General features: G+C 38.6%; 24 protein-coding genes. 3 read left to right on the forward strand and 21 right to left on the reverse strand.

Annotated features, from left to right (window positions below):
- Window positions 1-2,628, reverse strand: coding sequence for a valine--tRNA ligase (locus tag ETP70_RS04545; RefSeq protein WP_151900067.1), 2,628 nt, complete (start codon window positions 2,626-2,628; stop codon window positions 1-3).
- A 76-nt stretch (window positions 2,629-2,704) separates the two neighbouring features.
- Window positions 2,705-3,526 (reverse strand): GGDEF domain-containing protein, encoded by an 822-nt coding sequence (locus ETP70_RS04550; protein ID WP_151900068.1) that lies wholly within the window; start codon window positions 3,524-3,526, stop codon window positions 2,705-2,707.
- A gap of 108 nt (window positions 3,527-3,634) precedes the next feature.
- Here ETP70_RS04550 and ETP70_RS04555 point away from each other — a divergent pair, with 108 nt between their 5' ends.
- On the forward strand, window positions 3,635-5,713 hold the full coding sequence (locus ETP70_RS04555) for an ATP-dependent helicase (RefSeq protein ID WP_151900069.1): 2,079 nt from the start codon (window positions 3,635-3,637) through the stop codon (window positions 5,711-5,713).
- A gap of 251 nt (window positions 5,714-5,964) precedes the next feature.
- Here the strand turns inward: ETP70_RS04555 and ETP70_RS04560 are convergent, their stop codons facing one another.
- Genes ETP70_RS04560 through ETP70_RS04605 form a run of 11 tightly spaced genes read right to left on the reverse strand, consistent with a single transcriptional unit; the run spans window position 5,965 to window position 15,513 of the window.
- Window positions 5,965-6,750, reverse strand: a complete 786-nt coding sequence (locus ETP70_RS04560; protein WP_151900070.1) for an EI24 domain-containing protein — start codon at window positions 6,748-6,750, stop codon at window positions 5,965-5,967.
- A complete protein-coding gene (locus ETP70_RS04565) occupies window positions 6,751-7,269 on the reverse strand; it encodes a YtfJ family protein (protein ID WP_151900071.1) in 519 nt (172 codons plus the stop codon).
- Window positions 7,266-7,712, reverse strand: a complete 447-nt coding sequence (locus tag ETP70_RS12505) for a DUF3137 domain-containing protein (RefSeq protein WP_230973329.1) — start codon at window positions 7,710-7,712, stop codon at window positions 7,266-7,268. Before ETP70_RS12505 ends, ETP70_RS04565 begins: the two co-directional genes overlap by 4 nt.
- A complete protein-coding gene (locus tag ETP70_RS04570; RefSeq protein WP_230973311.1) occupies window positions 7,601-8,227 on the reverse strand; it encodes a hypothetical protein in 627 nt (208 codons plus the stop codon). Before ETP70_RS04570 ends, ETP70_RS12505 begins: the two co-directional genes overlap by 112 nt.
- A gap of 3 nt (window positions 8,228-8,230) precedes the next feature.
- On the reverse strand, window positions 8,231-8,785 hold the full coding sequence (locus ETP70_RS04575; RefSeq protein WP_151900072.1) for a LemA family protein: 555 nt from the start codon (window positions 8,783-8,785) through the stop codon (window positions 8,231-8,233).
- A gap of 45 nt (window positions 8,786-8,830) precedes the next feature.
- The gene (locus ETP70_RS04580; protein ID WP_151900073.1) at window positions 8,831-10,018 is read right to left on the reverse strand and encodes a BaiN/RdsA family NAD(P)/FAD-dependent oxidoreductase; all 1,188 of its coding nucleotides are present in this window, start codon (window positions 10,016-10,018) and stop codon (window positions 8,831-8,833) included.
- A complete protein-coding gene (locus tag ETP70_RS04585) occupies window positions 10,018-12,240 on the reverse strand; it encodes an endonuclease MutS2 (RefSeq protein WP_151901499.1) in 2,223 nt (740 codons plus the stop codon). Before ETP70_RS04585 ends, ETP70_RS04580 begins: the two co-directional genes overlap by 1 nt.
- Window positions 12,233-12,562, reverse strand: a complete 330-nt coding sequence (locus ETP70_RS04590; protein ID WP_151900074.1) for a hypothetical protein — start codon at window positions 12,560-12,562, stop codon at window positions 12,233-12,235. Before ETP70_RS04590 ends, ETP70_RS04585 begins: the two co-directional genes overlap by 8 nt.
- Window positions 12,562-13,875 carry a UDP-N-acetylmuramate--L-alanine ligase gene (gene murC / locus ETP70_RS04595; protein ID WP_151900075.1) on the reverse strand — a complete coding sequence of 438 codons (1,314 nt, stop codon included), beginning with the start codon at window positions 13,873-13,875 and terminating at the stop codon, window positions 12,562-12,564. The genes ETP70_RS04590 and murC overlap by 1 nt, the downstream gene beginning before the upstream one ends.
- The gene (locus ETP70_RS04600) at window positions 13,872-14,381 is read right to left on the reverse strand and encodes a hypothetical protein (protein WP_151900076.1); all 510 of its coding nucleotides are present in this window, start codon (window positions 14,379-14,381) and stop codon (window positions 13,872-13,874) included. Before ETP70_RS04600 ends, murC begins: the two co-directional genes overlap by 4 nt.
- A complete protein-coding gene (locus ETP70_RS04605; protein WP_151901500.1) occupies window positions 14,368-15,513 on the reverse strand; it encodes a succinyldiaminopimelate transaminase in 1,146 nt (381 codons plus the stop codon). Before ETP70_RS04605 ends, ETP70_RS04600 begins: the two co-directional genes overlap by 14 nt.
- 72 nt (window positions 15,514-15,585) lie before the next feature.
- Between ETP70_RS04605 and ETP70_RS12805 the strand changes: the two genes are divergently transcribed.
- On the forward strand, window positions 15,586-16,068 hold the full coding sequence (locus ETP70_RS12805; protein ID WP_430739212.1) for a c-type cytochrome: 483 nt from the start codon (window positions 15,586-15,588) through the stop codon (window positions 16,066-16,068).
- Window positions 16,069-16,150: 82 nt separating this feature from the next.
- Window positions 16,151-16,351 carry a sulfur carrier protein ThiS gene (gene thiS / locus ETP70_RS04615; RefSeq protein ID WP_151900078.1) on the forward strand — a complete coding sequence of 67 codons (201 nt, stop codon included), beginning with the start codon at window positions 16,151-16,153 and terminating at the stop codon, window positions 16,349-16,351.
- Here the strand turns inward: thiS and acpS are convergent.
- The 8 genes from acpS to ETP70_RS04655 form a co-directional block, all read right to left on the reverse strand.
- Complete coding sequence (gene acpS / locus ETP70_RS04620) at window positions 16,319-16,702, reverse strand: holo-ACP synthase (protein ID WP_151900079.1); 384 nt, start codon at window positions 16,700-16,702, stop codon at window positions 16,319-16,321. The two genes, thiS and acpS, sit on opposite strands and share 33 nt — an antisense overlap.
- Window positions 16,703-16,708: 6 nt before the next feature.
- Window positions 16,709-17,266, reverse strand: a complete 558-nt coding sequence (fliL, locus tag ETP70_RS04625) for a flagellar basal body-associated protein FliL (protein WP_151900080.1) — start codon at window positions 17,264-17,266, stop codon at window positions 16,709-16,711.
- A gap of 64 nt (window positions 17,267-17,330) precedes the next feature.
- The gene (locus ETP70_RS04630; RefSeq protein ID WP_151900081.1) at window positions 17,331-17,591 is read right to left on the reverse strand and encodes a hypothetical protein; all 261 of its coding nucleotides are present in this window, start codon (window positions 17,589-17,591) and stop codon (window positions 17,331-17,333) included.
- A 70-nt stretch (window positions 17,592-17,661) separates the two neighbouring features.
- On the reverse strand, window positions 17,662-19,008 hold the full coding sequence (gene radA, locus ETP70_RS04635) for a DNA repair protein RadA (RefSeq protein ID WP_151900082.1): 1,347 nt from the start codon (window positions 19,006-19,008) through the stop codon (window positions 17,662-17,664).
- A gap of 390 nt (window positions 19,009-19,398) precedes the next feature.
- Complete coding sequence (locus tag ETP70_RS04640) at window positions 19,399-19,638, reverse strand: site-specific integrase (protein ID WP_151900083.1); 240 nt, start codon at window positions 19,636-19,638, stop codon at window positions 19,399-19,401.
- Window positions 19,639-19,692: 54 nt separating this feature from the next.
- Window positions 19,693-20,877, reverse strand: coding sequence for an AAA family ATPase (locus tag ETP70_RS04645; RefSeq protein ID WP_151900084.1), 1,185 nt, complete (start codon window positions 20,875-20,877; stop codon window positions 19,693-19,695).
- Window positions 20,878-20,982: 105 nt separating this feature from the next.
- Window positions 20,983-21,861 carry a signal recognition particle-docking protein FtsY gene (gene ftsY / locus ETP70_RS04650; RefSeq protein ID WP_151900085.1) on the reverse strand — a complete coding sequence of 293 codons (879 nt, stop codon included), beginning with the start codon at window positions 21,859-21,861 and terminating at the stop codon, window positions 20,983-20,985.
- Window positions 21,862-21,863: 2 nt separating this feature from the next.
- Window positions 21,864-22,427, reverse strand: coding sequence for a TlpA family protein disulfide reductase (locus ETP70_RS04655; protein WP_151900086.1), 564 nt, complete (start codon window positions 22,425-22,427; stop codon window positions 21,864-21,866).
- Window positions 22,428-22,471 lie beyond the last annotated feature (44 nt).

Genomic DNA, 22,471 nt, shown 5'->3' on the forward strand with positions numbered 1-22,471 from the left:
TTATGCCTTTAGTGAATCTAGTTGTGCTAAAACTTTTTCACGTTTGGCTTCTGCTTCTTTGAGTGCTTCACGATTCTTTGCCAAAACATCTGCCGGAGCATTCGCAACAAAGCGTTCATTGTTCAGCATCCCGCTCAGTTTGCCTATCTCTTTTTGGAGTTTTTCATCCTGTTTTGTCAGTTTGTTGATAATCGGCGTCAAATCAATAGAATCTGTCGGAATGAAAGTCTCACAGCTGTCTGCGATGTCACTGACCGCATTTTCTATTTTTGTATCGGTAAATTCTACATCTTCCACTTTTGCAAGTTTTGCGATAAAAGGCAACATCATTGCCTTTTCTTTTTCGCTCAGACCGTCAATTTTCACATAGGCTTTTTGGATTTTCTGATTTGCCAAGTCAACCAAAACTTTTGCACGGCGAATGGAGACGATGGCATCCATAATGATGGCAAATGTTTTTTCTTCTTTGCGCTGTTTTGTTTTGTGAGGAAATTTCTTAATCATAATAGAATCAGCATTTTCCAAAGAAGTGCCGCTGAGTTCATGGTAGAGATGTTCTGTGATAAACGGCATAAACGGATGCAGGAGTTTCATGGCTTCTTTGAAAATCGCACCAAGTTCTATGATGGATGCTTTGTCTGCTTTACTCAGCTCAATACCCCAGTCACAAAATTCATTCCATAAGAAACGGTACATTGTAAGGGCGGCATCGTTAAACTTGTACTCATCAAGATAGGTACGAACCTCTTTTGTGGCAAAATTCAAACGGCTCATCATGTAACGACCAAGATCGGTCTCAACACAAAAACTCTCCATATCAGGAAAAGTATCACCATTCATCTGCAGGTATTTGCTTGCATTGTAGAGTTTGTTTGTAAAGTTACGGTTTTGTTCGAGTTTGTCAACACTCATTCGTATATCACGTCCCTGAGCAGCAGAAATGGCAAGAGTAAAGCGTAATATATCAGCAGAGTATTTATTGACCATATCAAGAGGATCAATGACATTGCCTTTTGATTTGCTCATTTTCTGACCGTGTTCATCACGCACAAGAGCATGCAGATAGATGTGGTTAAACGGCAGTTCTCCTATAAAATGTTCGCCCATCATCATCATTCTTGCAACCCAGAAGAAAAGAATGTCAAAACCGGTAATAAGCAAAGAGTTTGGATAAAAATCTTTCATATCCTGTGATTGAAAAAGCTTGTCCATCTCGGTATCACCTTGACCCCAGCCAAGTGTAGAGAATGGCCACAAAGCAGAAGAAAACCATGTATCGAGTACATCAGGGTCTTGAGAGATGTTTTTTGAAGCACATTTTGGACACTCAGTCGGGTGTTCATTTTCTGTTGCCCATTCATGGTCACAATCCCCGCAGTAAAAAACAGGAATCTGGTGTCCCCACCAGAGTTGACGGCTTATACACCAGTCACGGAGTTCACCCATCCAGGAATTATAAGAGTTTATCCAGTGCGGCGGGAAAAATTTTGCTTCACCTGCATTTGTTTTTTCTATGGATTTGTCAGCGACTTCTTTGCGAACAAACCATTGTTTTGATATGTATGGTTCTACAACGTTTTTACATCTGTAACAGTGTCCAACCTGATGTTTATGGTCTTCTATTTTAACGATATAACCCTCTTCCTGGAGTCTTTTTACAATAGGCTCTCGTGCTTCAAGGCGTTCCATGCCTTTGAACTCTCCGGCATAGTCATTTAAAATACCTTTTTCATCAAAAACCGTAATAAATTCCAAATCATGGCGTTTTCCGACTTCGTAGTCATTCTGGTCATGTGCAGGCGTGACTTTTACGACACCTGTTCCAAACTCCATATCGACATAAGCGTCTGCAATAATTTTAATCTTTCTATCAAGAAGGGGTAAAACAACTTCTTTTCCTATGATGTCTTTGTATCTTTCATCATCAGGATGTACCATGACGGCAGTATCTCCAAAATAGGTTTCAGGTCGTGTAGTAGCCACTTCAACACTGCCGCTGCCATCTGCAAAATGGTAAAGCATATGGTAAAACTTACCATCTTCTTCTTCGTGTTCTACTTCGATATCTGAGAGGGCCCCGTCATGTGTGCACCAGTTTACCATGTAGTTTCCGCGAACAATCAAACCTTCATTGTAGAGATGGACAAAAGCTTCTTTGACTGACTTTTGCAGACCTTCATCCATGGTAAAGCGCTCTCTCTCCCAGGCAGGACTTACGCCCATTTTACGAAGCTGTTCTGTCATTATGCCGGCAGATTCTTCTTTCCATGCCCAGACTTTTTCCAAAAATGCTTCGCGTCCTATCTCTTCTTTCGTGAGTCCCTGTTCTAAGAGTTGTTTTTCAACAACATTTTGTGTGGCAATTCCTGCATGGTCCGTTCCCGGCTGCCAAAGTGTTTTGTAGCCGTCCATGCGTTTGTAGCGGGTAATGATGTCTTGGAGTGTAAAGGTAAGAGCATGCCCGATATGCAGTCGTCCTGTTACGTTTGGCGGTGGCATCATAATAGAGAAGTTTTTATTTTCTTCTTGTATGGCTTTGTTTCCGTCTGTTTCGAAGTATTTTCTTTCTTCCCAAATTTTATAATATTTGTTTTCGGTTTCTTGTGGATTGTATTTGTTGTCTGACATAGTGCGCGCCTTAAATTATCTAAATTAAAATTGCGCGATTATATCCAAAAAGAGGTGAGTATTTGCTTAGAAATTGCTATATGCCGGTTACTCTCTTTTTTATCTCTATCTTATCATTGTACATATTTTTATCAGCTACTTCTATAACCTGTGGCAGGAGATCATTTTTTTTAAATTTGGTTACACCAAATGAAAAACTGACACGAAAGGTGTCGTTATGTGCTTTTAATTTTTTGCCAAGAACATTTTCTCTGATTGTATTTAAAAAAGAGCTTGCTTTTTCCTCGGAGACACTGTCGCCAAAGAGTATGATAAACTCATCACCTCCGTAGCGTATGACAGGAATTTTTAATTTTTTCAGTTCATTTGTCAAAAATATTAAAACTTTATCACCGATAATGTGGCCATGTGTATCGTTCACCTGTTTAAAATAGTTCAGATCTATAATAGCAAGCGTTCCATTATGCACAAAAGTATTGCCAAGCGGGTCCAGGTGAGTATCATGAAGCCATTTTCTGTTATATGCGTGGGTCAGTTCATCTTTGTAAACAGATTCTTTGAGTTTTTCAATTTCTTGACGAAGATATTGCGTCTCTTGCAACACCTGATTGAGAATTTTTTCATCTTTGTTCTCAATAGCATGAATGGCCCTGTTTGTATTTTCACTTAAGGCCTGTACATTTTTGGATGTTTCATTTTGTAAAGTTGTAAATCGTGAACATTCAGTTTCTATAATCTTTCTTGAAAGGCTTTCCTCATCTTCTATTTCAAGATTGTTTTTCTTGGCAAAGTCTGAAAAAACTGAAGCATAAATAGTAGGTGTGACAACAGGAATCTGTGCGATAGAGTTTTTTGCCTCATTCGAAACAATCTCTAATATTTTTTTATTTTCTTCCATGGCTTGCCTTAAAACATTTAATTTAAATGATTTTAGCATATCCCAAATAAATTTAACAATAAATAAGTATAATCACACTCTTAAAATTTTTGCCCAAGGAGTTTGTTTATGCCGTTGTCCCGATTAAATGAAGAACAGTATGCCGCTGCAACATCTCCTTACAGTAAAAATCTCATCATTGCCTCTGCCGGAACAGGAAAAACCTCGACTATTGTCGGCAGAATCGGACATCTTTTAAACAATGGCATTGCACCAAATGAAATTCTTCTGCTGACTTTTACAAACAAGGCGGCAGCAGAGATGGTGGCACGTGTTGCAGAGTATTTCGGCGGGGGTGTTGCCAAAAAAATTGATGCGGGAACGTTTCATGCGGTCAGTTACAGATGGCTGAAAAAAAGAGACAAACGAGTGGTGCTCAAACAGCAGAGAGAACTCAAAACACTCTTTCGCTCTGTCTTTGAAAAGCGCTCTTTTATGCATATAGAGGCTGAAGTACAGCCCTACGGCGGGAATTATCTGTACGATTTGTACTCTTTTTACCAAAATACGGAACTGCAAAATAATTTTGAAGATTGGCTTATAGAAAAATATCCCGAACATGAACTCTTTGCTCTGATATATGCCGATATAGTCGATGAATTTGAAGCACTGAAAAAAGAGTACGGTTTTTTAAATTTTAACGATTTGCTGTTGAACTTCAGAGAGATGTGCAAAAATGACGAACTGGGATATAAAGAGGTTTTGGTGGATGAGTATCAAGACACCAATGCCCTGCAGGGAACGCTTATAGATGCGATGAACCCGCCTTCGCTCTTTTGTGTGGGGGATTATGATCAGAGTATTTATGCTTTTAACGGTGCTGATATCGGTATTATTGGTTCCTTTACGACAAAATATCCTGATGCGGTTGTGCATACTCTGACAAAAAACTACCGCTCTTCTGTGCCTATTCTCTCTCTTGCAAACAAGGTGATTGAGCATAATGAGAGAATTTATCCGAAAAAACTGGAAGTGACACGTATATATGATGCGCAGGCGCCAAAACTTTTGGCATTTGATGAGCTGTTTGACCAGTATCATGCTATGGCTGCCATGATTCGCGATACGCAGACACCAAAAGAAGAGATAGCCGTTATTTTCCGCAACAACTCCTCGGCTGATGGTATAGAAGTTGGACTTCGTGAGCTTGATATTCCCTGCAAACGTAAAGGAGGCACAAGTTTTTTTGATTCGCGCGAAATAAAAGCGATACTTGATTTATACACACTGCTTGTGAACGAGTCGGATATGATGGCTTTTATACATCTCTTTGAATTTGCACGGGGCATTGGCTCTGCTATGGCAAAAGAGCTCTATATTGCACTCAAAGCTTTAGGGCAGGGGAGTATTTTTTACGGACTCTATGCGCCTGATGAGGGGATGAAAAATCCTTTTGAAAAGCGCAAACTCAACCATCAGCTCGGTCTTTTTGATGATTTTTTGGAACTCGGTGCTGTCGGAAAATATGCAAAACTCGGATTTGAAGCAAAATTTATGAAAAATCCGGTACTCAAACATCCAAAACTGACGAAAGAGAGCGCGACTTTTTTGCATAATTTTTATCTGTTGTTTCGCGATTTAAAAGGTATTAAACAGCCAAAAACAGTCGTGAAAAAAATTGCAAATTCATCGCTTTACATGTATATATCCGATGTACTTGCAACTAAAAGAGCGACACTCAAAGACGGTTCTGTTGATGAGAAACAAAAAACGGAAGCACTGAGCAGAATACAGAGAAAAACTCTGCTCTTAGAAGAGCTCTCAAAACCTTACTCTGAGCATGAACGTTTTTTAAATGCGATGATTTTGGGTTCATCCGACTTGACGCAGGGAGAGGGGGTTAATCTCTTGAGTGTGCATGCAAGCAAAGGGCTTGAATACAAAGAAGTGTATGTGATAGATTTGATGGACGGGCGTTTTCCAAACAGAAAACTGATGCAGAGGGGCGGGAGTCTTGATGAAGAGCGACGGCTTTTTTATGTGGCGGTCACACGGGCAAAAGACATACTCTATTTGAGTTATGCCAAATACGACAAGATTAAAAAACAGAACTTTGTGCCAAGCCAGTTTTTGTATGAAGCCGGAATGGTTGTTAAAGATGAAACTTACAGGAAAATGGTAATGCAGGAAGAAAAAGAGGAAGAGTAGTTTTTCGAATATGTACTTTTAATTCTAAACAGTCGGCACTAAAGTACCGATTCCATGCAATATGCAGTTTGTTAGGAACCCATCCTTTAGGGTGGGCTGAGAGTGGCTGGAAAGCAACAACAGTCGGTGCTACAGTACCGATTCCATGGAATATGCAGTTTGTTCGGAACCCATCCTTTAGGGTGGGCTGAGAGTGGCTGGAAAGCAACAACAGTCGGTGCTACAGTACCGATTCCGGACACAATGCCATATTAGCTTTCATTGCGTAACTTTCTGGTTTCTAAAAAGAAACTGTGTCCAAGATATATCACATAAAAAACAGATGCAAAAAATATAACGAAAGGGATGAGTGAGAGCAGATAGAGTCCCAATGTTTTGAGCCTGAGTGTATTGGCATGAAAAAACCTGATTTTCATCGCTTCTTCTTTGGTGCATATTGCCGAAGAGACATCATAGATCATCATTTTATGAAAAAAGTAATACAGCGGAAAATTGAATGCTATGATGTTTACAACGGGTATAAAATACAGGGGAATAAATACAAAAAACAGGACAATCATAACAAACATCCATTTCAGTGTTAAAAATATGCCTTCTGCTGCATTGGAATAGCCTATCATTGCTACATCCTGATAGTGCCTGTAGTGAATTTCTTTCAAAATAGCATGGGTTAAAAAGCCGATAACAAGCAGTGCTACAAATATAGAAGCATACAATGTCATGAATCCGCCTATGGTATAGATAAGAAAAGTGGCTATCCAGGAAGTCAGCGCACTGCTCATTAAAAATTTCATGATGCCCGTACCTGCGAGTGTGGCCTGAAAGCTTTCTGTGTGAGGTATGCCGTTTTGGATCGTCGTTTGTGTGCTTTGTATCTCCATGGTTGTGAGCTGGTCAACACCAAGACCGGCAACGATAAAAAAGAGAATATACAAAATTAGCATACTGATGACAAAAGGCATGAGTGAATACATCAGCATTTTTTTTGTAAAAAGGTCTTTGATACTCAGAGCAAGGATGTTTGTCTCATTCTCCATTTATATATTTTCCTCAATGATTTGAAATGCTTTTTGTGTATCGTCTGCACTCATTTTTCCTGATTTGTAAAAGAGGACTTTGCCGTCTTTTGAAAAAATGACGATATTTGAAGCATCATCCGCTATCTTCCACTCTTTTACCAGAGTTTTGTCTTTGTCCTTTACATAGATCGTTTTTGGAAATTCTTTTTGTTTGCCTTTGAGGATGGCTTCGATTGCGAAGTTTGGTTTCCATGTTGCCGCCATATTGACAATGGCAATACTGCCAAACGCTCCTTTTTCTCTGTAGTGTTTTTTCTTCAGTGCCTGAGAAAAATCTTCATTGACATCTTTTTCATCAGGATCAACATAAAACATGACAAATACTTTATTTTTAAGCATATTTGAGTTCCATGCGCCTCCTGTTACCAGTCCTCCTTTTTCACCCTCTATTGTTACATTTTTTGGTGCTTCCCCGATTGTAAGTGTATACAAATTGAGGGTGGTTAAAAGTGCTGCCAGTGTTAGTTTTATTTTCATCGTTTACTCCATAGTTTTTGGTTGAGTTGTAACTCCCCGACAATTCCCAGTGCCAAATGCAGGGTTTGTATATATTGCATTGCTATTTTATACTTTAAAAGTGAATGAAATACAGACGGTTCAAAAAGATCTTTATTATACTCTATTGCCATATAAATATTGCCGTCTAAAAAAGAGACATAGAGAGGGTGTTTTGATTTTTTTTTCAAATGCAGAAGTTTGCTCATAAGTGTATGTGTCAAAATATAGCGTGCTTCAATTTGATCGTTTGAATAGACAACAAACTCTTTTTCAAAGGCAATATTGTCCATTTTTACAAGTTCGCTGCGGCTCATATTGTTTGCCTGTAGCCAGTTGCCGATAAGCGTGCCAAATGTATTTTGGGCACTGTCGGGAAGAATGACGGTTTGGGATGCAAAATGTTTGTTAAATTCGCAAACAATAAAAAGACCTTGAAATATTGTGCTCCAGCTTGTTCTGCCTTTTGAATCTTTATGTTTTTTTGGGCATGAATATCTGAGAGTTCTATTTTTATTCCATCAATTTCTCCTCGAATATAGTCATTGCCGCTGAATCTGTCAGGCCGTGCGGTAAAAATCTTTGAACGGGTGAAACTCTCTTGTGCAATATGCGCATTTGGCAGATAAGTGAGATTTTTATCGATCTCTTGAATCAAGGGCTCAATGATGAGGCTCTTAAACTGTGCGGTATAATCTTTGATGAGGTATTTGTATATGCCTCCGCCCACAGCGAGGTACACAACTGCTGCAAAAATCCAGGCTTCAATGTTTTGGATGTTTTTTAAAAGTGCAAAGGCAAAAAGCAGGACAATAATGGTATAAACAATACCGATATTGATAATCTTTTTTTTAAGTTTTTCTCTTTTATTTTCGAGTTCCTGCAAAACAGGGAAGAGTGTTTTATAGTAAAAATCTGTTAACTCACTGATATTTTTCATATCTTAAGAAAACAGCTCTTTGACATTGACATTTTTTCTCTCGTCTTCACTGATGACAAAAACATCTTTTTTCTTGTAGCCCATCATATTTGCCATGATATTTGTAGGAATCTGCTCAAGTGCATTGTTGTAGTCTGTCACGGCTTGATTGTAAGCACGGCGGGCTGCCGAGATCTGTGCCTCTATTTCATTGAGCGAATGTTGCAGATGCAGAATGTTTTCATTTGCTTTGAGCTCAGGATAGTTCTCAACCGCAATCATAATTGAGCCAAGAGCAGCACTCATTTTTTTGTCCAAATCTATTTTCTCTTTGTTGCTCAGATTTGTTTTGTTTGCCTGGGCACGGAGTTTTGTTATATCTTCAAGGATTGATTTTTCATGCTGCATATACTTACTGACACCGGCAACAAGATTTGGTATCAGATCATATCGTTTTTTCAAAAGCGTATCGACTGAGGCAAAAATATTTTCAACCTGATTTTTCTTTGCAACAAGCGAGTTGTACATAAGAATGAGAACTATGGCAAGCACTATGAGAATTATAAGTGGTGTGGACATACAAGCAACCTTTTTTAATATAAGTATATTTTATCTGTTTATGTTTTAATCTGCACTTATGGCGTTGGCCGCCGCATAGGCACTTGCCCAGGCAAAAGCAAAGTTGTATCCGCCGCGTTTGCCGACGACATCGAGACACTCTCCTATAAAGTAGAGATTTTTCTGTTTTTTTGATTCAAATGTTTTGTTGTCTATTTCTAAAGTATTTATGCCCCCGCCGCTGACTTCTGCGTGCCGAAATCCATGCGTGTCTGTTACCTCAAATCGCCAGTTGAGCATCAGGTTTGCTATTTTTTTGGAAAGTTTTGTATCTATATTTTTGCTCTCAGGGTTGAGATGCAGGTCCTGCAAAATACCGTTTGCTATTTTTAAGGGAACTAAGCCGACCAATACATCCAAAAGAGTAAACGCAGGCATGTTTTTCTTTACATGTAAGAGATGGGCAGAGAGTTTTTGTGCTGTAAATTCAGGAAGCAGGTTGATGGAGATATCAACAGCCCCGTACTCCAAGAGTGCTTGTGAGGCATGTTGGGAGATATCCAAAATAGCAAAACCGGAAACACCGTAATTTGTAAAAAGCACATCGCCGTTACATGTAAGCTCTTTTTGCTGATTGACAAACAGCGTTACTTCGGCATTGATTTTGGCTCCGCTCATTTTGTGGGCTGTTTTAGAATTGAGGTGGAATTGTACCAAAGATGGGTAGGCTTCAATGACAGTGTGCCCAAAGGCTTTGGCAAACTCCTCGGCATCGGCATTACCGCCCAAATGAGAAGCAGCACGCGAACCGCTGGCAACGACAACACTGTCATAGCTGTTTGTCAGTTTTTTTATATCGGTAATTTTATGCTCTGTATGAAAAACAACGCCAAGGCTCAGGGCATATTCTATAAAAATCTTGGCAACACTTTTGGCTTCATTGCTCAGCGGATAGGCTCTTCCGTCATCCGTTACATGTAAGAGCAGTCCGATTGATGCGGCAAATTTTTCAAACTCTTTAAATCCGAAGTTCCTGATGGCATACTCTACAAAATTCGGATTTTGAGAAAAAAAATCGTTTACATGTAAATTTTTGTTTGTAATATTACAGCGTCCGTTTCCAGAGACGAGAATTTTTTTTGCCGGTTTGGTATTTTGCTCATAGAGCGTTACATGTAAACCTGCTTTTGCACAAAAGACGGCACACAAAAGCCCGCTTGCACCGCCTCCGATGATTGCAACTGATTTTGCCATTACAGATGTACTACCTTTGCTCCAAATCCGCCCATATGCTGTGGGGCATCCTCAAATTTTTTCACTCGCGGGTGACGTTTTAAAAACTCTTTGACCGCATAAGAGAGTTTTCCTGTGCCTATGCCGTGATAGACTATGACTTCATCCCAACCGTTGATAAGGGCGTCGCTTAAAAATTTGTCTAAGACTTCACAGGCCTCTTCGGCTCTTAAACCGTGCAAGTCACATTTGAGTCCCGCTTTTTTCTCTACATGTAAGCTCAGATTTGTCGCCGGTTTCGGTTGAATGATTTGTGTAGGTTTGAGATGTTTTGTTTTGACGCGAACCCGCATACCGTCCACTTCTATGGTCGCCTCGTTTTTGCCTTTCATGGAAACTATCGTTCCTTTTTGGGAATGGTATTTGACCTTGTCTCCGACTTTAAACTCTATATTTCTTTTGTCCTCTTTTTGTGTCTGTTTTGGCAGTTTTTTGTTTGCTTTGTTCATCGCACGGTGAATCTCTTTGACATCGCCTGCTTTTGCCGCATTTTTGGCTTCGTTTATGGCAACATCATAAGAGTGTTTGAGTGCTGCTTTTTCTTTTTCAAGTTCACGCAAAAGCTGTTCTTTTTGTTCTTTGAGGGCATGCTCTTTTTTATGAATTTCATCCAGCTTTTCATCGACTTTTTGATGTTTTTGCCTGAGTTCGCGTTCAAGTTGTGAACCGCGCTCGATCAAGAGTGAAAGTTTTTCCGAGTTGTCGCCATAGACTTTTTTTGCCTCATTGACAATGGTATTTGAGATGCCGTAACGGCTTGCTGTCTCAAATGCGTAACTTTTCCCGATGATGCCCTGCATAAATTCATAAGTGGGTTTTCTCTGCTCTTCATCATAAATGGCAGCCATCAGTTCCACATCATCACGGTCTGCCATGAGGGCGGCAAGGCGTTTGTGGTGGGTGGTCACAACCACTTTTTGTCCGCGTTTGATTAAATCATCGAGGATGACCTTAAAAAGCGCCGCCGCTTCATCGGAGTCTGTTCCGAGTTCTATCTCATCGACTCCGATGAGTGCTGATTTGTACTCAAATATACGGGAAAACTGCTGCATTCTCCCGGCAAAAGTCGAGATGTCGTTTTTGACATTTTGCGGATCATCTATAATGGCCTGTATCGCTTTAAAATTGCCTATATGTGACTTTGTCTCATTAAGTTTCATAGGAATAATATACTTTGCCATAAATGCAGCTGCCAATATGGACTTCAAAAGCATGGTTTTTCCGCCGGCATTGACACCCGTAATCATCAAAATATTTTTGGAAAAGTCAACATTGATAGGTTTTGCATTATGCAAAGCAGGATGAATAAAACTGTTGAGCACTATTTTTGTATCTTTTTTGCTTTTGATGAGCTGCAGGTTTTTGCTTTTTGCAAAGAGTACCCGTGCCTGATAGTTGTCAAACTTTGTAAACTCTTTGTCTATAAAGTTGATAAAAGGCTGCAGTTCATAGAGTTTTTTTGAAAACTCTTTGGCATATTCGTAAAATATTGCTTCACGTTCTTGCTCTATAAAACGAATCTGCTCTTTTGATTTAAGTACGCTGTCGGGTGCAACATAAAAAAATCCACCGGTACTTCTGCCAAGTATGGCACCTTTAAGGACATGGTTAAATCCGCCACGCACAAGCAGACACTCTTCATTGTTTATAAAGTGAATCTGGGTATCGACAAGATACCCGGCCAGTTTGGAACTCGACATCATTCTTTTGAGTGCGCCTGAGATGTTGCTTTTGTGCTCTTGTATGCGTTTACTGAGCGTAAAAAGGTTTTCATCCAGATTTTCTTCAAATTTTCCGTCATTTGTGAAATATTTTTCTATTTCCAAAAACTGTTCCGGGATGATGAATTTGTCCATCCACTCTCCGATTAGGCCCTCAAGTTCTCTGTTTTTAAAATAACGAAAATAGCGTACAATTTTTACAATCTCAAAAATCTGTTCAAAATTTAAGACACCGTGTTTTTTCAAATGTCCTTTGATTTCAAAAAAATCACTTACTTTAGGCGGGGCTTTAAACTCCAGCTTATCCAACTCTTTGATATAACGAAAATGCAGTTCCTGATCACCTTCAATGTACAAAGAGTGTTCACGGGAAAAAAAACTTTTAAACTGTTCTATATGTTCAACTAAGTCAAGTTGGTGGATGAGGGTATCGACTCGGGAACTTTTAGCAGTTTTATTCACAACTGTCTGCACTTATCATCTCTGCATAGTGGGGTGTGTTCTTTTTGCCTATGAAGGTATAGGTGCCTGTACTGAGGGAGTATATGTCTGCATTGACATCGACGCCGTTACATGTAATCGTTTTTCCCTGTTTGTATTTTATTATTGTCTTGAGCATTTTGTCTCTTTGTGCCTGATTATATTTGTTGTAGGTAATGGCACCGAGTATGATAAAGAGCAATACAGCTCCGATAAGAAGTTTTTGCAATTTGTCAAGCTCTGTAAAGTAATGCAGGGCTGCAAACAGCAGGGTAACTATAATTAAGCCATATATATATGCCATTACAGTGTGCCTCTGATTTGATAGGTAATATCACCTGCACCAAAACCGATGATGAGACCTTTATCAAGTGTTTCCAAGTCTTTATTGTCTTTTATAACTTTTATAGTATTGTTACTGCGGGATATTTTGTCCGCTAGAGTAAGGTTGTAATGTTTGAAATTTTCTTGAAAATCAATATCGCGCGGTGCTTCTCCCGCTGCCCATACAGGGAGGATGATAAGCTCGGCCGCTCCGTCAAAACATTTGATGAATTCCTCCAGATTGTCAATGGTTCTGGAGTATTTGTGCGGCTGCCAGATGGCTGTAATTTTGTCAAAACCTTTGAGCATGGCATACTCTTTGACCGATTCAAAAGTGGCTTTGATCTCTGTAGGATGATGCCCGTAATCATCTATGATAACACTGTCGTGCTCAAATCCGACAATATCAAAACGTTTTTTAATACCTTTGAAGTTTAAAATATTTTTGCGTATATCTTCTATGGACATGGATTCATGCGCCGCAAGTATCGCGAGGGCTGCATCAATGGCAATATGCTTGCCAAATCCCCAAACATCAAAACTCCCAAAATCACGGAAGGTAAAACGGGTATGGGGCTGATTGTTTATGAGTACGAACTCTATGTTTTGTATCTCTTTGCTGGGATAAAGCCACTTGGCTTCAACTTCATTGACCAGTGTTGCCAAAAACGGGTCTTCGGCATTTAAAACTTTGAGTGGTGCAAGATTTATGAAAGTTTTGTAAGAGTCGTAAAATCTTTCATAATTATAGTCATAATACTCCATATGCTCAGGCTCGGCATTGATGACGATGGCACAGTGCGGGTTAGAGTTTATAAAGCTTCCGTCACTCTCATCAGCTTCAAAGATCATAACATCATTTGTTGCATCGTAACGGACGTTTGAGCCAAACTCTTTGGATTCTGCACCGATAATGGCAGAGCCGCTCATAATAGCTGAGAGAATTGCTGTCGTTGTGCTCTTTCCATGCGCTCCGGCAACAGAGTAGACTTTTTTGTCCTGCAGAATTTTAGGCAGTGCTTCACGGCGGGCAAGCACTTCTATACCTTTTTCTTTGGCTGCAATAATTTCGGGATTGTCAGGACGGATAATCGCAGAGTGTACTACCAGGTCGTGATTCGTAACAGCATCTGCAGAGTGGGGTATGGTTACATGTAAACCAAGAGCGCGCAGTTTTTTGGTAATAACAGTCTCCTTGATGTCAGAACCGCTGACTTCATGCCCTTTGTAATGCATATACTGTGCAAGTCCTGAGATACCGATGCCGCCGATGCCGATGAAGTGTATTTTCATGCTTTTGTGCCTTTGTCTTTCATTGTGTCGAGCAATTTTTGTGCCTCTTGCTGAAACTCGCTTATGTAAAAAGTTCCCGCTCTTTGTGTCGCTTCCAAATCTGCAACTCTGTCAAGGAAGTCATCAAAAGAAATTTTTTCCTCTGCTGCTATCCAGTGCAGTTTTAAAGCATTTGAAAATTTTTCGTCATTGCTAAGCCCGCTGAGTACCTCAAAGAGGGCAGCAGCATCATTTGCCTTACCGGCGGAGTAGTGCTCTATCGCATATTCATACAAAGCACGCAGGGTTGCAAAATCCTGCACTTCGTTCATATCCATGGCTCTGTGGGCTTCGAGTGTTTCGGTAAGCTTTTCCAGCGCCAAATCAAGAATATTTGCATAAAAACCTTGCAGTGTTTCTTCATCGAAACTGTCATGTGCCTGCTGTTCCAAAACATAAAGTGCTGCTATGTCACCGCTTTGCTGGGCTTTGAGGATTTTTTCTTTTAACTCTTTATCTTTGCTCATTTAAACATTCCTTAATTCTTACAAGTGCATCTTTTGTTTTTTGGGGATTCTCAACCAGTGCAATACGAATGAACCCTTTGCCCGGGTTGTCGTCTTTTGCATCTTCTCGGGCAAGATATTCGCCCGGAAGTACTTTTACATTGTAGTTTTTGTATAATCTTTTAGTAAATTCAAGCGCATCACCGACATGTATCCAGAGGTAAAATGTAGCATCAGGAATTTTTGTTCCCAATATCTCCTGGGCTATACGAAAGTTTTCCTGATAGACAGCTCTTGCTTTGGCAACATGTTCTTCATCACTCCAAGCCGCTGCTGCCGCATATTGCAGAGGAAGGGGTGAGGCACAGCCTATGTAGGTTCTGTACTTCATATACTCTCCCAGTATTGTGGCGTCACCGGCGATAAAACCGGAGCGAAGACCAGGTGCAGAAGAACGCTTGGAAATGGAGTTAATCACTAAAATATTTTTAAATGTATCATTGTTTACATGTAACGCGGCTTCTAGGAGTGAAGGCATCGGTCTGTTTGTATATATTTCGCTGTAACATTCATCATTGAGCAAAACGAAATCATGTTTGAGCGCGAGTTTGACCCACTCGCCTAGTTCGTCAAGAGTGAGCGTTGCCGTAGTAGGATTGTTTGGAAAGTTAAGTATAACCAGATCACACTTTGCCAGCTCTTCTTCGTTGATTTCTGGTTTGAAGCTGTTTTTTTCACTCAAATTCAAATGTATCACTTTTGCTCGTGTCGCTGTTGCCGCACCTTCGTAGATTTGGTAAAAAGGGTTTGTGTAGGCAATAACGGGATTTTTCTTGTCAAAAAGCAAAAACTGCGGGAAGTTAAAAAGAACTTCACGCGTGCCGAATGTGGGAATGATCTGTGTATCATTGAGCTTGACACCGAATCTTTTGGAAATAAAATCTCTTTGCGCTTCTCTTAAAATCGTCTCACCGCTGGTCTTTGGATATTTTTTTAAAAGTGCAGTATTGTCAGTTAATGTTTTTTGTATAAAATCAGGTGTTTCAAACTGTGGTTCGCCGATTGTTAAAACAGATGGATAGTAGCCTTTGTTTGGTTGTATATTTTGCAGTAAATTAGTTAGTTTTTCAAATGGATAGGGTTCAAAATTCATAGTTTTCATCGCTTTATTAAATTAAAGCTATTATACTGTACAATAACTAATAAACAATTAAGGAATATGAAAATGAAGATAGTATTATCAGTTGTACTTGCAATGTTGATTGCAGGATGCAGTGACGAGAAAAAATCTGAGAATGTATCGGCTACAGCAGAAGTTGCGAAAGAGGTACAAACGGTCCAAAAACAACCTGTTCAAACCCGACAAAATGATGCAATGCAAAAAGTTGCTGCAGTGCAAAAAGCCATTGAAACAAAGAAGCTTGTAGTGGTAGAAAAGGTAACAAAAGATGTGCCTCAGACAAAAACAGCTGATGGTGCAAAACTTTTTACTGCTTGTTCAAGTTGTCACGGAGCACATGCTGAGAAAAAAGCTTTAGGAAAATCTCAGATAATTAAAGGATGGGACAAAACAAAAATCATAACGGCGCTCAAAGGCTATAAAGACGGAACATACGGCGGAGCCATGAAAGCTGTTATGAAGGGACAGGCAGCAAAACTTTCTGATGCAGACATCAAAGCTTTGGCAGAATATATTTCTCAATTATAATATGTAATATTACACTGATATTCAAGTAAAGTTGGTACAATTATAAAAAGGGTACCTTAAAAAATAGAAACGGGAAATATTAATGACAATAATAGTGAATGGAAACAGTAAAGTCTTTCAAGACGGAGCAACGCTTTTGGAAATTTTAAAAGAACTTGATTTGGTTGATAAAGTTATGGCAGCGGCAGTAAACATGGAAATCGTAAAGCAAAATGACTGGGATAAAAAAGTTTTAAAAGATAATGATAAACTAGAACTGCTTGATTTTGTCGGAGGAGGGTGAGTTTAAAAACTCTATATTGACAACACTGATGGCATAGTCTCCGTCATGTGTAATCGATAAAGCAACATCAGTAATCTTAAATTTTTCAATGATCTTTTTTGAAAGTGCAAAAAGCGGAGCGCCTTTTTCCGATTTATAAATTCTCATATCGAAAAAAGAGCATTCGGCACCTATGCCTGTTCCCAGTGCTTTAGAAAATGCCTCTTTTGCAGCCCAGAATCCGGCTGCTGTTTTGTAGGACTTTACAAGTCTGATTTCATCTTCTGACAGAAATCTGCGAAGACCTTTGTCGCCGAACCGCATCATCAGATGCTGCATACGTGATGCTTTTATAATATCTATACCAATCATTAATTATTATTGAATAACAAATTCAGTAAAATAGATACCTTGTATTTTTCCGTCAGTAATCATAGAGTTCAGTGTATCCATAATTTGTTGTGAAACTTTTTGTTTGCCTTTTTTGGAAGAGATTTCTTCTAAAGTTTTAGAACTGAGTATTCGAATAATTCTGTCCCGAAGTACCGGTGCTTTTGAGTCAAGTTCATGACTGAGCTCGGGAGAATCAAGTTCTAAAGACATTGTTGCTTTGAGATATCTTCTTCCTGAATCACTTTTTAAGTTAACTGTAAAAGTGTCCAGCGGATATAAGACACCGATATCACTCAGTTTTCTGTTGTTGTCAAATGAACTGCTAGATACACTCTTTCTGCTTGTATGTGTATCTGCCATTCTTTCCTGTGCCTGAGGAGCATTGTTGACTGCTGCTTCTTCATCTGAACCCATTAACAAAAAGGCAACTACAGCACCTATGATTATGATAAGAATCAAAACAACAATGATAATAATCATCAGCAAATTACTGGATTTTTTTTCTACGGGTGCGGATTCTTCGGTTTCTTTTTCTTCAGCCATATTTCTTCCTTGAAATTACAGTTTTATTTTTGTTAGTATATCAGAAAAATAATTATTTTTATTTTCAGTTAATAACTTTAACATCAAGAGACTTGATTATTTCTTCAAAAATCGGTCCGGCTTCACGATTACAGTCATCATGAAATTCAATAACCAAAACTTCTTTTCCGTTAGCGACTTTTGTTGTATATGTGTCAGGCTTGAAAGCATATTTATTGATTATTGATTCTATTTTTGCACATACATCATCTTTTTCTTTCGCACATTCGTAAGCCAGTGACAATCTTGAAAATCGTTCTTCGCTTCTAAACTCTGCATCTATCATTTTTTGCCTTTTGAAAATATAGGGTTATTATACAACGAAATTATGCAAATATAACTTTAAAATGTATAATTTAATACCACTCCAAAAGTTTTGTTACTTCATCGACTATAAATGTTTTTATACTTGTCTTTTCAAGTGGTTTTTTAGATACAAGTGCCTTGGTGATATTTTGCATTCTTGCCTCTTTGAGCCTTGCATCAAGGGCATATACTTCTCGAACATCGCCAACCAGAGAGACTTCACCTATAAAAATAGTCTCTTTTGAGATGGCACGGTCACGGAAACTGCTGATAATTGCTGCGAGTATGGCTAAATCGGCTGCTGTTTCGGTGATTTTAATACCGCCTGTTATATTGATGAAAACATCATATCCCGAAAGCGGAATCTCCAGTTTTCGCTCAAGCAGTGCCAAAAGCATATTTAGTCGGTTGTTGTCAAAGCCGGTTGCCTGTCTTTTTGCATTTGGCGTGTGTGATTCTGACACAAGCGCCTGAACTTCTAAAATGATGGGACGGGAACCCTCCATAATGACAGTAAGTGCAGAACCGCTTTGAGAGGAGTTACGGTTAAAAAAGCGTGAAGCAATGTCTGTGGCACTCACAAGTCCTTCGGCTTTCATCTCAAAAACACCTATTTCACTTGTTGCCCCGAAACGGTTTTTAAAGCCTCGTAAAATTCTCAGCTCCTGGGAAGAATCCCCTTCAAAATACAAAACGGTGTCAACCATATGTTCCAAAACCCGAGGACCGGCAATAGAGCCTTCTTTTGTAATATGCCCGATAATGAAAATGGCTATATCCTTGTCTTTGGCAATACGCATTAATTCAAAAGTGATCTGGCGAACCTGTGTAACACTTCCCGGAGCAGAAGAGATGTTTTCCGAGTAAATAGTTTGAATAGAATCAATAATCAAAAAATCATATTTTCTGTGTTCAAGTTCAACCAAAATCTGCTCAAGTCGTATTTCACTTAAAAGGTAGAGTGAATCATGGTTTGACTTGAGGCGGTTTGCACGCAGTTTTATCTGTCCGGCTGATTCCTCTCCTGTAACATACAGTACATCTTTGCCTGTTGATGCAATGTTTGAACCTACTTTAAGCAAGAGGGTTGATTTGCCAACACCCGGACTTCCTCCTATAAGTGTGAGTGAACCGGGAACAATGCCTCCTCCTAAAACATTGTCAAGCTCATCGTCGAGTGAAGAAAATCTATAGACTTCTTCTTCTATAATGTCATTAATACTGACAGCTTTAGCCGATGATGATGTCGTTGATTTTGTCTGTTTGACAACTTCCTGTTGGTGCTCGTTTAATTCAACAAAGCTGTCCCAGGCACCGCAGTTGGTACATTTTCCCATCCATTTAGGTGTGGTAAGCCCACAGTGTTGACACTCAAAGAGTACTTTTTTCTTAGCCATAATAATTATCTCTTATTTATATTTGAAGCATTATAATCTATTTTTTATTTTTGTATTAAAAAAATGACATTTTGTCATAAAATAGAAAGAGCCAATCACAGGGGGGGTAGTCCAATGGCATTAAGTTAAGTGGCTTTTTCGAAACCCGTACTTCAGTGCGGGCTTTGTGTCTTTCAAGACTAAGGCCTGGGTTAAAACCTAGGTTCCGAGAAAACATCAAGCTATTTTCTTAACTTAATGGCATTGAGAGGGGTAATTTTTTTTTGCATAATATTTTTGCAACTCTTTATATTGACACATCAAACATCTGTTGCAGATTATTCTACTTCCTACAAATTATATATAGAAAAGCTTAAAATGATACAACTGATAATATAAATATTTATCAAGCTATAATTTTCCAAACTCCAACCACTTAATTCCCTTAAAAAGTTCCTTAACACTATACCCACTAAAATACTGCTGAGTAGTAGTGTCTTTATCAGGTTCATGTCCAAGTATTCTGTTTATTAAATCTTTCGGAAGTTTTTGGTGTACTGCATTTCTAAGCATTTGTGAACTTGGATTATGTCTCAGAGAGTAAAAAACTTGATTTTCTTCTTTTGTTACATATCTTCTAATTCCACCCATGTGATTGAATATCCTTTTTACTACCTTATGTTCAACCTGCCTTAATGATAAATTTTAATATAAAAACCCAAACAACCAGAGTGGAATCTTATTGCCGTGCCCGATTTCAATATCATCCGCAACAACAAAGCTGTCTGGTATATCTTTTATTTGTTTAAAAGTTTTATTTTTACTGCCTACTTCTACCAAATATTTATTGTTTATTAAAAAATCACCTTTTGCAGGTACACTTAGAACATCATCGTCAAACATACTCATAAAAAAAACTTCTCTAATCGTACCTATCTCAATATTTTGGCAATACGCATAATGAAGATTCGTATTTCCCAAATAAAGTTTATCCGGCTTAGTGAAAATATTATCGCCTTTGGTTTTCGCTCTTAAAAGGTTAAGAATTTTACCTCTTTTTAAATACTCCATATATTTATAGAGTGTATGGTAATCACTTGTACCTATTTTTACAGAGAGCTCTTTAATATTGATTTTAAATGGTTTAGATTCACATACAAATTTTATAAGCTTTTTAAGCTTAATAATTTTATCATACTCTATCGGAAAAATAGAGGGTATATCTACTTCAATAACCGTATTGATTGTCTCTTGGAGTCTAAGCAGATAACTTCCCTCATTTTCAAAATAAAAAGGGTAGTATCCCATTTTTAGATACTCCGTCCAATACTCATAAATTTTTAATTTGGAAGATATTTCATACGCTATATTTTCATGGTCGACAAAAAGTTTTTCATATGTAAAAGTTGGCAACTTTTTTGAGCTCTTTAACTCTATAAATTCTCTAAAAGACAGACCTTTCATATGGTATAGAACAGCTCGTCTGCTTAAATCTCCTTTAGAATTATCTAATTGCAATGCACTTGAACCAGAAAATATTACATGTAAATCAAGCATATCATAAATTTTTTTTAGCTCTATTTCAAAATTTTTATATTTATGAATTTCATCTATGACAAGTAGCTTCCCACCCTCTTTTGAAAAGTTGTATGCTATCTCAAACAATGATTCTATTTCTATTGCATCTGCACTAAAGTAAAGCTTTTTAGCAAGAGGCAGATCATTTTCTTGTAAATACTGTAATAAGAAAGTTGTTTTTCCAACACCTCTGGCACCTATGAGACCTATCATTTTTTGAGGAAAATCTATATTTTTGTGTATATAGCGCTTATAGGAACTTTTTAAAACTCGTAAATAGTTCAGTTGATAATCTTTAAGAGTTTGAAGCATTAGAAGTCCTTTTATTGTTTGAACATAAATATTATATCATAAAATTATGGTTTGAACCATATTTTATCCGTATGTTTTATGAAGTACTATAATATAAAAGCAGAGTTATGCATCTTCTGTAAAAATGGCATCAAGCAGACCATCGACAAATTCGTATTTGTCAAACGGTGTGAGATTTTCCGGCTGTTCTCCTGTGCCTACGTAAATTATAGGAAGTTCCAAGGCATAGGCGATGGAGAAGATACTGCCGCCTTTTGCCGTACCGTCGAGTTTTGTGATGATGATGCCGTCTATGCCTATCATCTCATTGAAGGCCTTTGCCTGACTTATTGCGGAATTGCCCTGTGTGCCGTCTATGATGAGTACGGTTCTGTGCGGTGCGCCTTTGTGGGCTTTGTCGCAGATGCGTTTTACTTTTTTGAGCTCATTTGCCAGGTTTGTCTGTGTGTGGAGACGTCCTGCAGTGTCTATGATGACATTGTCAAAACCTTTTGCCTTTGCCGAATCTATGGCATCATAGGCAACTGCCGAGCTGTCATGCCCCTGTTTGGAAGAGACAATGGGAATGTCAAGTCTGTTTGCCCAAAGTGTCAGCTGTTCGATGGCTGCGGCACGAAAGGTATCGCCTGCACCGAGTAAAACTTTTTTGCCTTCCTGCTTGTACTTGTAAGCGAGTTTTGCAATAGTGGTTGTTTTTCCGGCACCGTTGACGCCGACTATGAGTTCTACAAAAGGAGGTGTGAACTCCGGTTCTTTGTAAGAGGTGTATGCCAGTGTCGCCAAGAGTTTTGAGCGAAGAATTTCACGTGTGATTTTGTCTTGGTATATTTCGTTGAGAATGATTTCGACCAAAGCATATTCAACATCCGCTTCAAGCAAAATGTCTTCGAGTTCTTCTTTGGTAAAAGTGATTTTTTTCTTTGGAGCGACTGTTTTTATAGCGGCGACGGTTTTGCTGAGGGATTTTTTTATAAAACCAAACATTGTTATATTCCTAACGCTTTTTTAATGTCACTTTCGATAAACTCTTCTTCTGTAGCACCCTGATAATAATTGATTATTTTACCGTCTTTATATAAAACCATAAGCGGAATTCCGAAGTCTCTGCCTAATTTTAACTCTTTTGCTATTTCACTGATGATACGTGAGTTTTCACTTGAATTGACAAGAGTATAGTTTGCATTATATTGTTTTTTGAATGTTTCAAGCTTTTCGTTTGGAATATTGTTTTCAACGCTAATCCCAATAATGATGAGTTTATCTTTGTATTTTTTTTGGAGTGAGGCAAGGTGTGACGCTTCCGCCTGACAAGGCGGACACCAGGTTGCAAATATATCATAAATGACTACTTTGCCTTTTGCCCCCTCAAGTTGCAGTCCATTGTCTGCTTTTTCGACAACAAGCTGTTTGTTGTCGAGTGATGTTAAAACGATTTCATTTGTTGCAAGGAGTGAATTTGCTTCTTGGCGGGTGTTTTCTTTCTCTTTTGAGCAGGCTCCAAAAAGTAATCCGATTGCCAGTAAAGTAGTTAAGAGTGGAGTGTTTCTCATATATTTTTTTGCCTTTGTTTGTTTATTTGTGTAAAATATGCAAA

The sequence above is a fragment of the Sulfurimonas hydrogeniphila genome (assembly GCF_009068765.1).
Classification (GTDB): Bacteria; Campylobacterota; Campylobacteria; order Campylobacterales; family Sulfurimonadaceae; genus Sulfurimonas; species Sulfurimonas hydrogeniphila.

What these genes read in the sequence shown, in the direction of transcription:
- ETP70_RS04605 (WP_151901500.1), bottom strand. Translation starts at nt 15,513, where the DNA reads ATGAATTTTGAACCCTATCCATTTGAAAAACTAACTAATTTACTGCAA.
- ETP70_RS04545 (WP_151900067.1), bottom strand. Translation starts at nt 2,628, where the DNA reads ATGTCAGACAACAAATACAATCCACAAGAAACCGAAAACAAATATTAT.
- ETP70_RS04640 (WP_151900083.1), bottom strand. Translation starts at nt 19,638, where the DNA reads ATGGGTGGAATTAGAAGATATGTAACAAAAGAAGAAAATCAAGTTTTT.
- ETP70_RS04590 (WP_151900074.1), bottom strand. Translation starts at nt 12,562, where the DNA reads ATGGCATATATATATGGCTTAATTATAGTTACCCTGCTGTTTGCAGCC.
- murC (WP_151900075.1), bottom strand. Translation starts at nt 13,875, where the DNA reads ATGAAAATACACTTCATCGGCATCGGCGGCATCGGTATCTCAGGACTT.
- acpS (WP_151900079.1), bottom strand. Translation starts at nt 16,702, where the DNA reads ATGATTGGTATAGATATTATAAAAGCATCACGTATGCAGCATCTGATG.
- ETP70_RS04570 (WP_230973311.1), bottom strand. Translation starts at nt 8,227, where the DNA reads ATGAAAAATATCAGTGAGTTAACAGATTTTTACTATAAAACACTCTTC.
- ETP70_RS04550 (WP_151900068.1), bottom strand. Translation starts at nt 3,526, where the DNA reads ATGGAAGAAAATAAAAAAATATTAGAGATTGTTTCGAATGAGGCAAAA.
- ftsY (WP_151900085.1), bottom strand. Translation starts at nt 21,861, where the DNA reads ATGTTTGGTTTTATAAAAAAATCCCTCAGCAAAACCGTCGCCGCTATA.
- ETP70_RS04560 (WP_151900070.1), bottom strand. Translation starts at nt 6,750, where the DNA reads ATGGAGAATGAGACAAACATCCTTGCTCTGAGTATCAAAGACCTTTTT.
- ETP70_RS04565 (WP_151900071.1), bottom strand. Translation starts at nt 7,269, where the DNA reads ATGAAAATAAAACTAACACTGGCAGCACTTTTAACCACCCTCAATTTG.
- radA (WP_151900082.1), bottom strand. Translation starts at nt 19,008, where the DNA reads ATGGCTAAGAAAAAAGTACTCTTTGAGTGTCAACACTGTGGGCTTACC.
- ETP70_RS04645 (WP_151900084.1), bottom strand. Translation starts at nt 20,877, where the DNA reads ATGCTTCAAACTCTTAAAGATTATCAACTGAACTATTTACGAGTTTTA.
- ETP70_RS04600 (WP_151900076.1), bottom strand. Translation starts at nt 14,381, where the DNA reads ATGAGCAAAGATAAAGAGTTAAAAGAAAAAATCCTCAAAGCCCAGCAA.
- ETP70_RS04555 (WP_151900069.1), top strand. Translation starts at nt 3,635, where the DNA reads ATGCCGTTGTCCCGATTAAATGAAGAACAGTATGCCGCTGCAACATCT.
- fliL (WP_151900080.1), bottom strand. Translation starts at nt 17,266, where the DNA reads ATGGCTGAAGAAAAAGAAACCGAAGAATCCGCACCCGTAGAAAAAAAA.
- ETP70_RS04655 (WP_151900086.1), bottom strand. Translation starts at nt 22,427, where the DNA reads ATGAGAAACACTCCACTCTTAACTACTTTACTGGCAATCGGATTACTT.
- ETP70_RS04575 (WP_151900072.1), bottom strand. Translation starts at nt 8,785, where the DNA reads ATGTCCACACCACTTATAATTCTCATAGTGCTTGCCATAGTTCTCATT.
- ETP70_RS04580 (WP_151900073.1), bottom strand. Translation starts at nt 10,018, where the DNA reads ATGGCAAAATCAGTTGCAATCATCGGAGGCGGTGCAAGCGGGCTTTTG.
- thiS (WP_151900078.1), top strand. Translation starts at nt 16,151, where the DNA reads ATGACAATAATAGTGAATGGAAACAGTAAAGTCTTTCAAGACGGAGCA.
- ETP70_RS04630 (WP_151900081.1), bottom strand. Translation starts at nt 17,591, where the DNA reads ATGATAGATGCAGAGTTTAGAAGCGAAGAACGATTTTCAAGATTGTCA.
- ETP70_RS12805 (WP_430739212.1), top strand. Translation starts at nt 15,586, where the DNA reads ATGAAGATAGTATTATCAGTTGTACTTGCAATGTTGATTGCAGGATGC.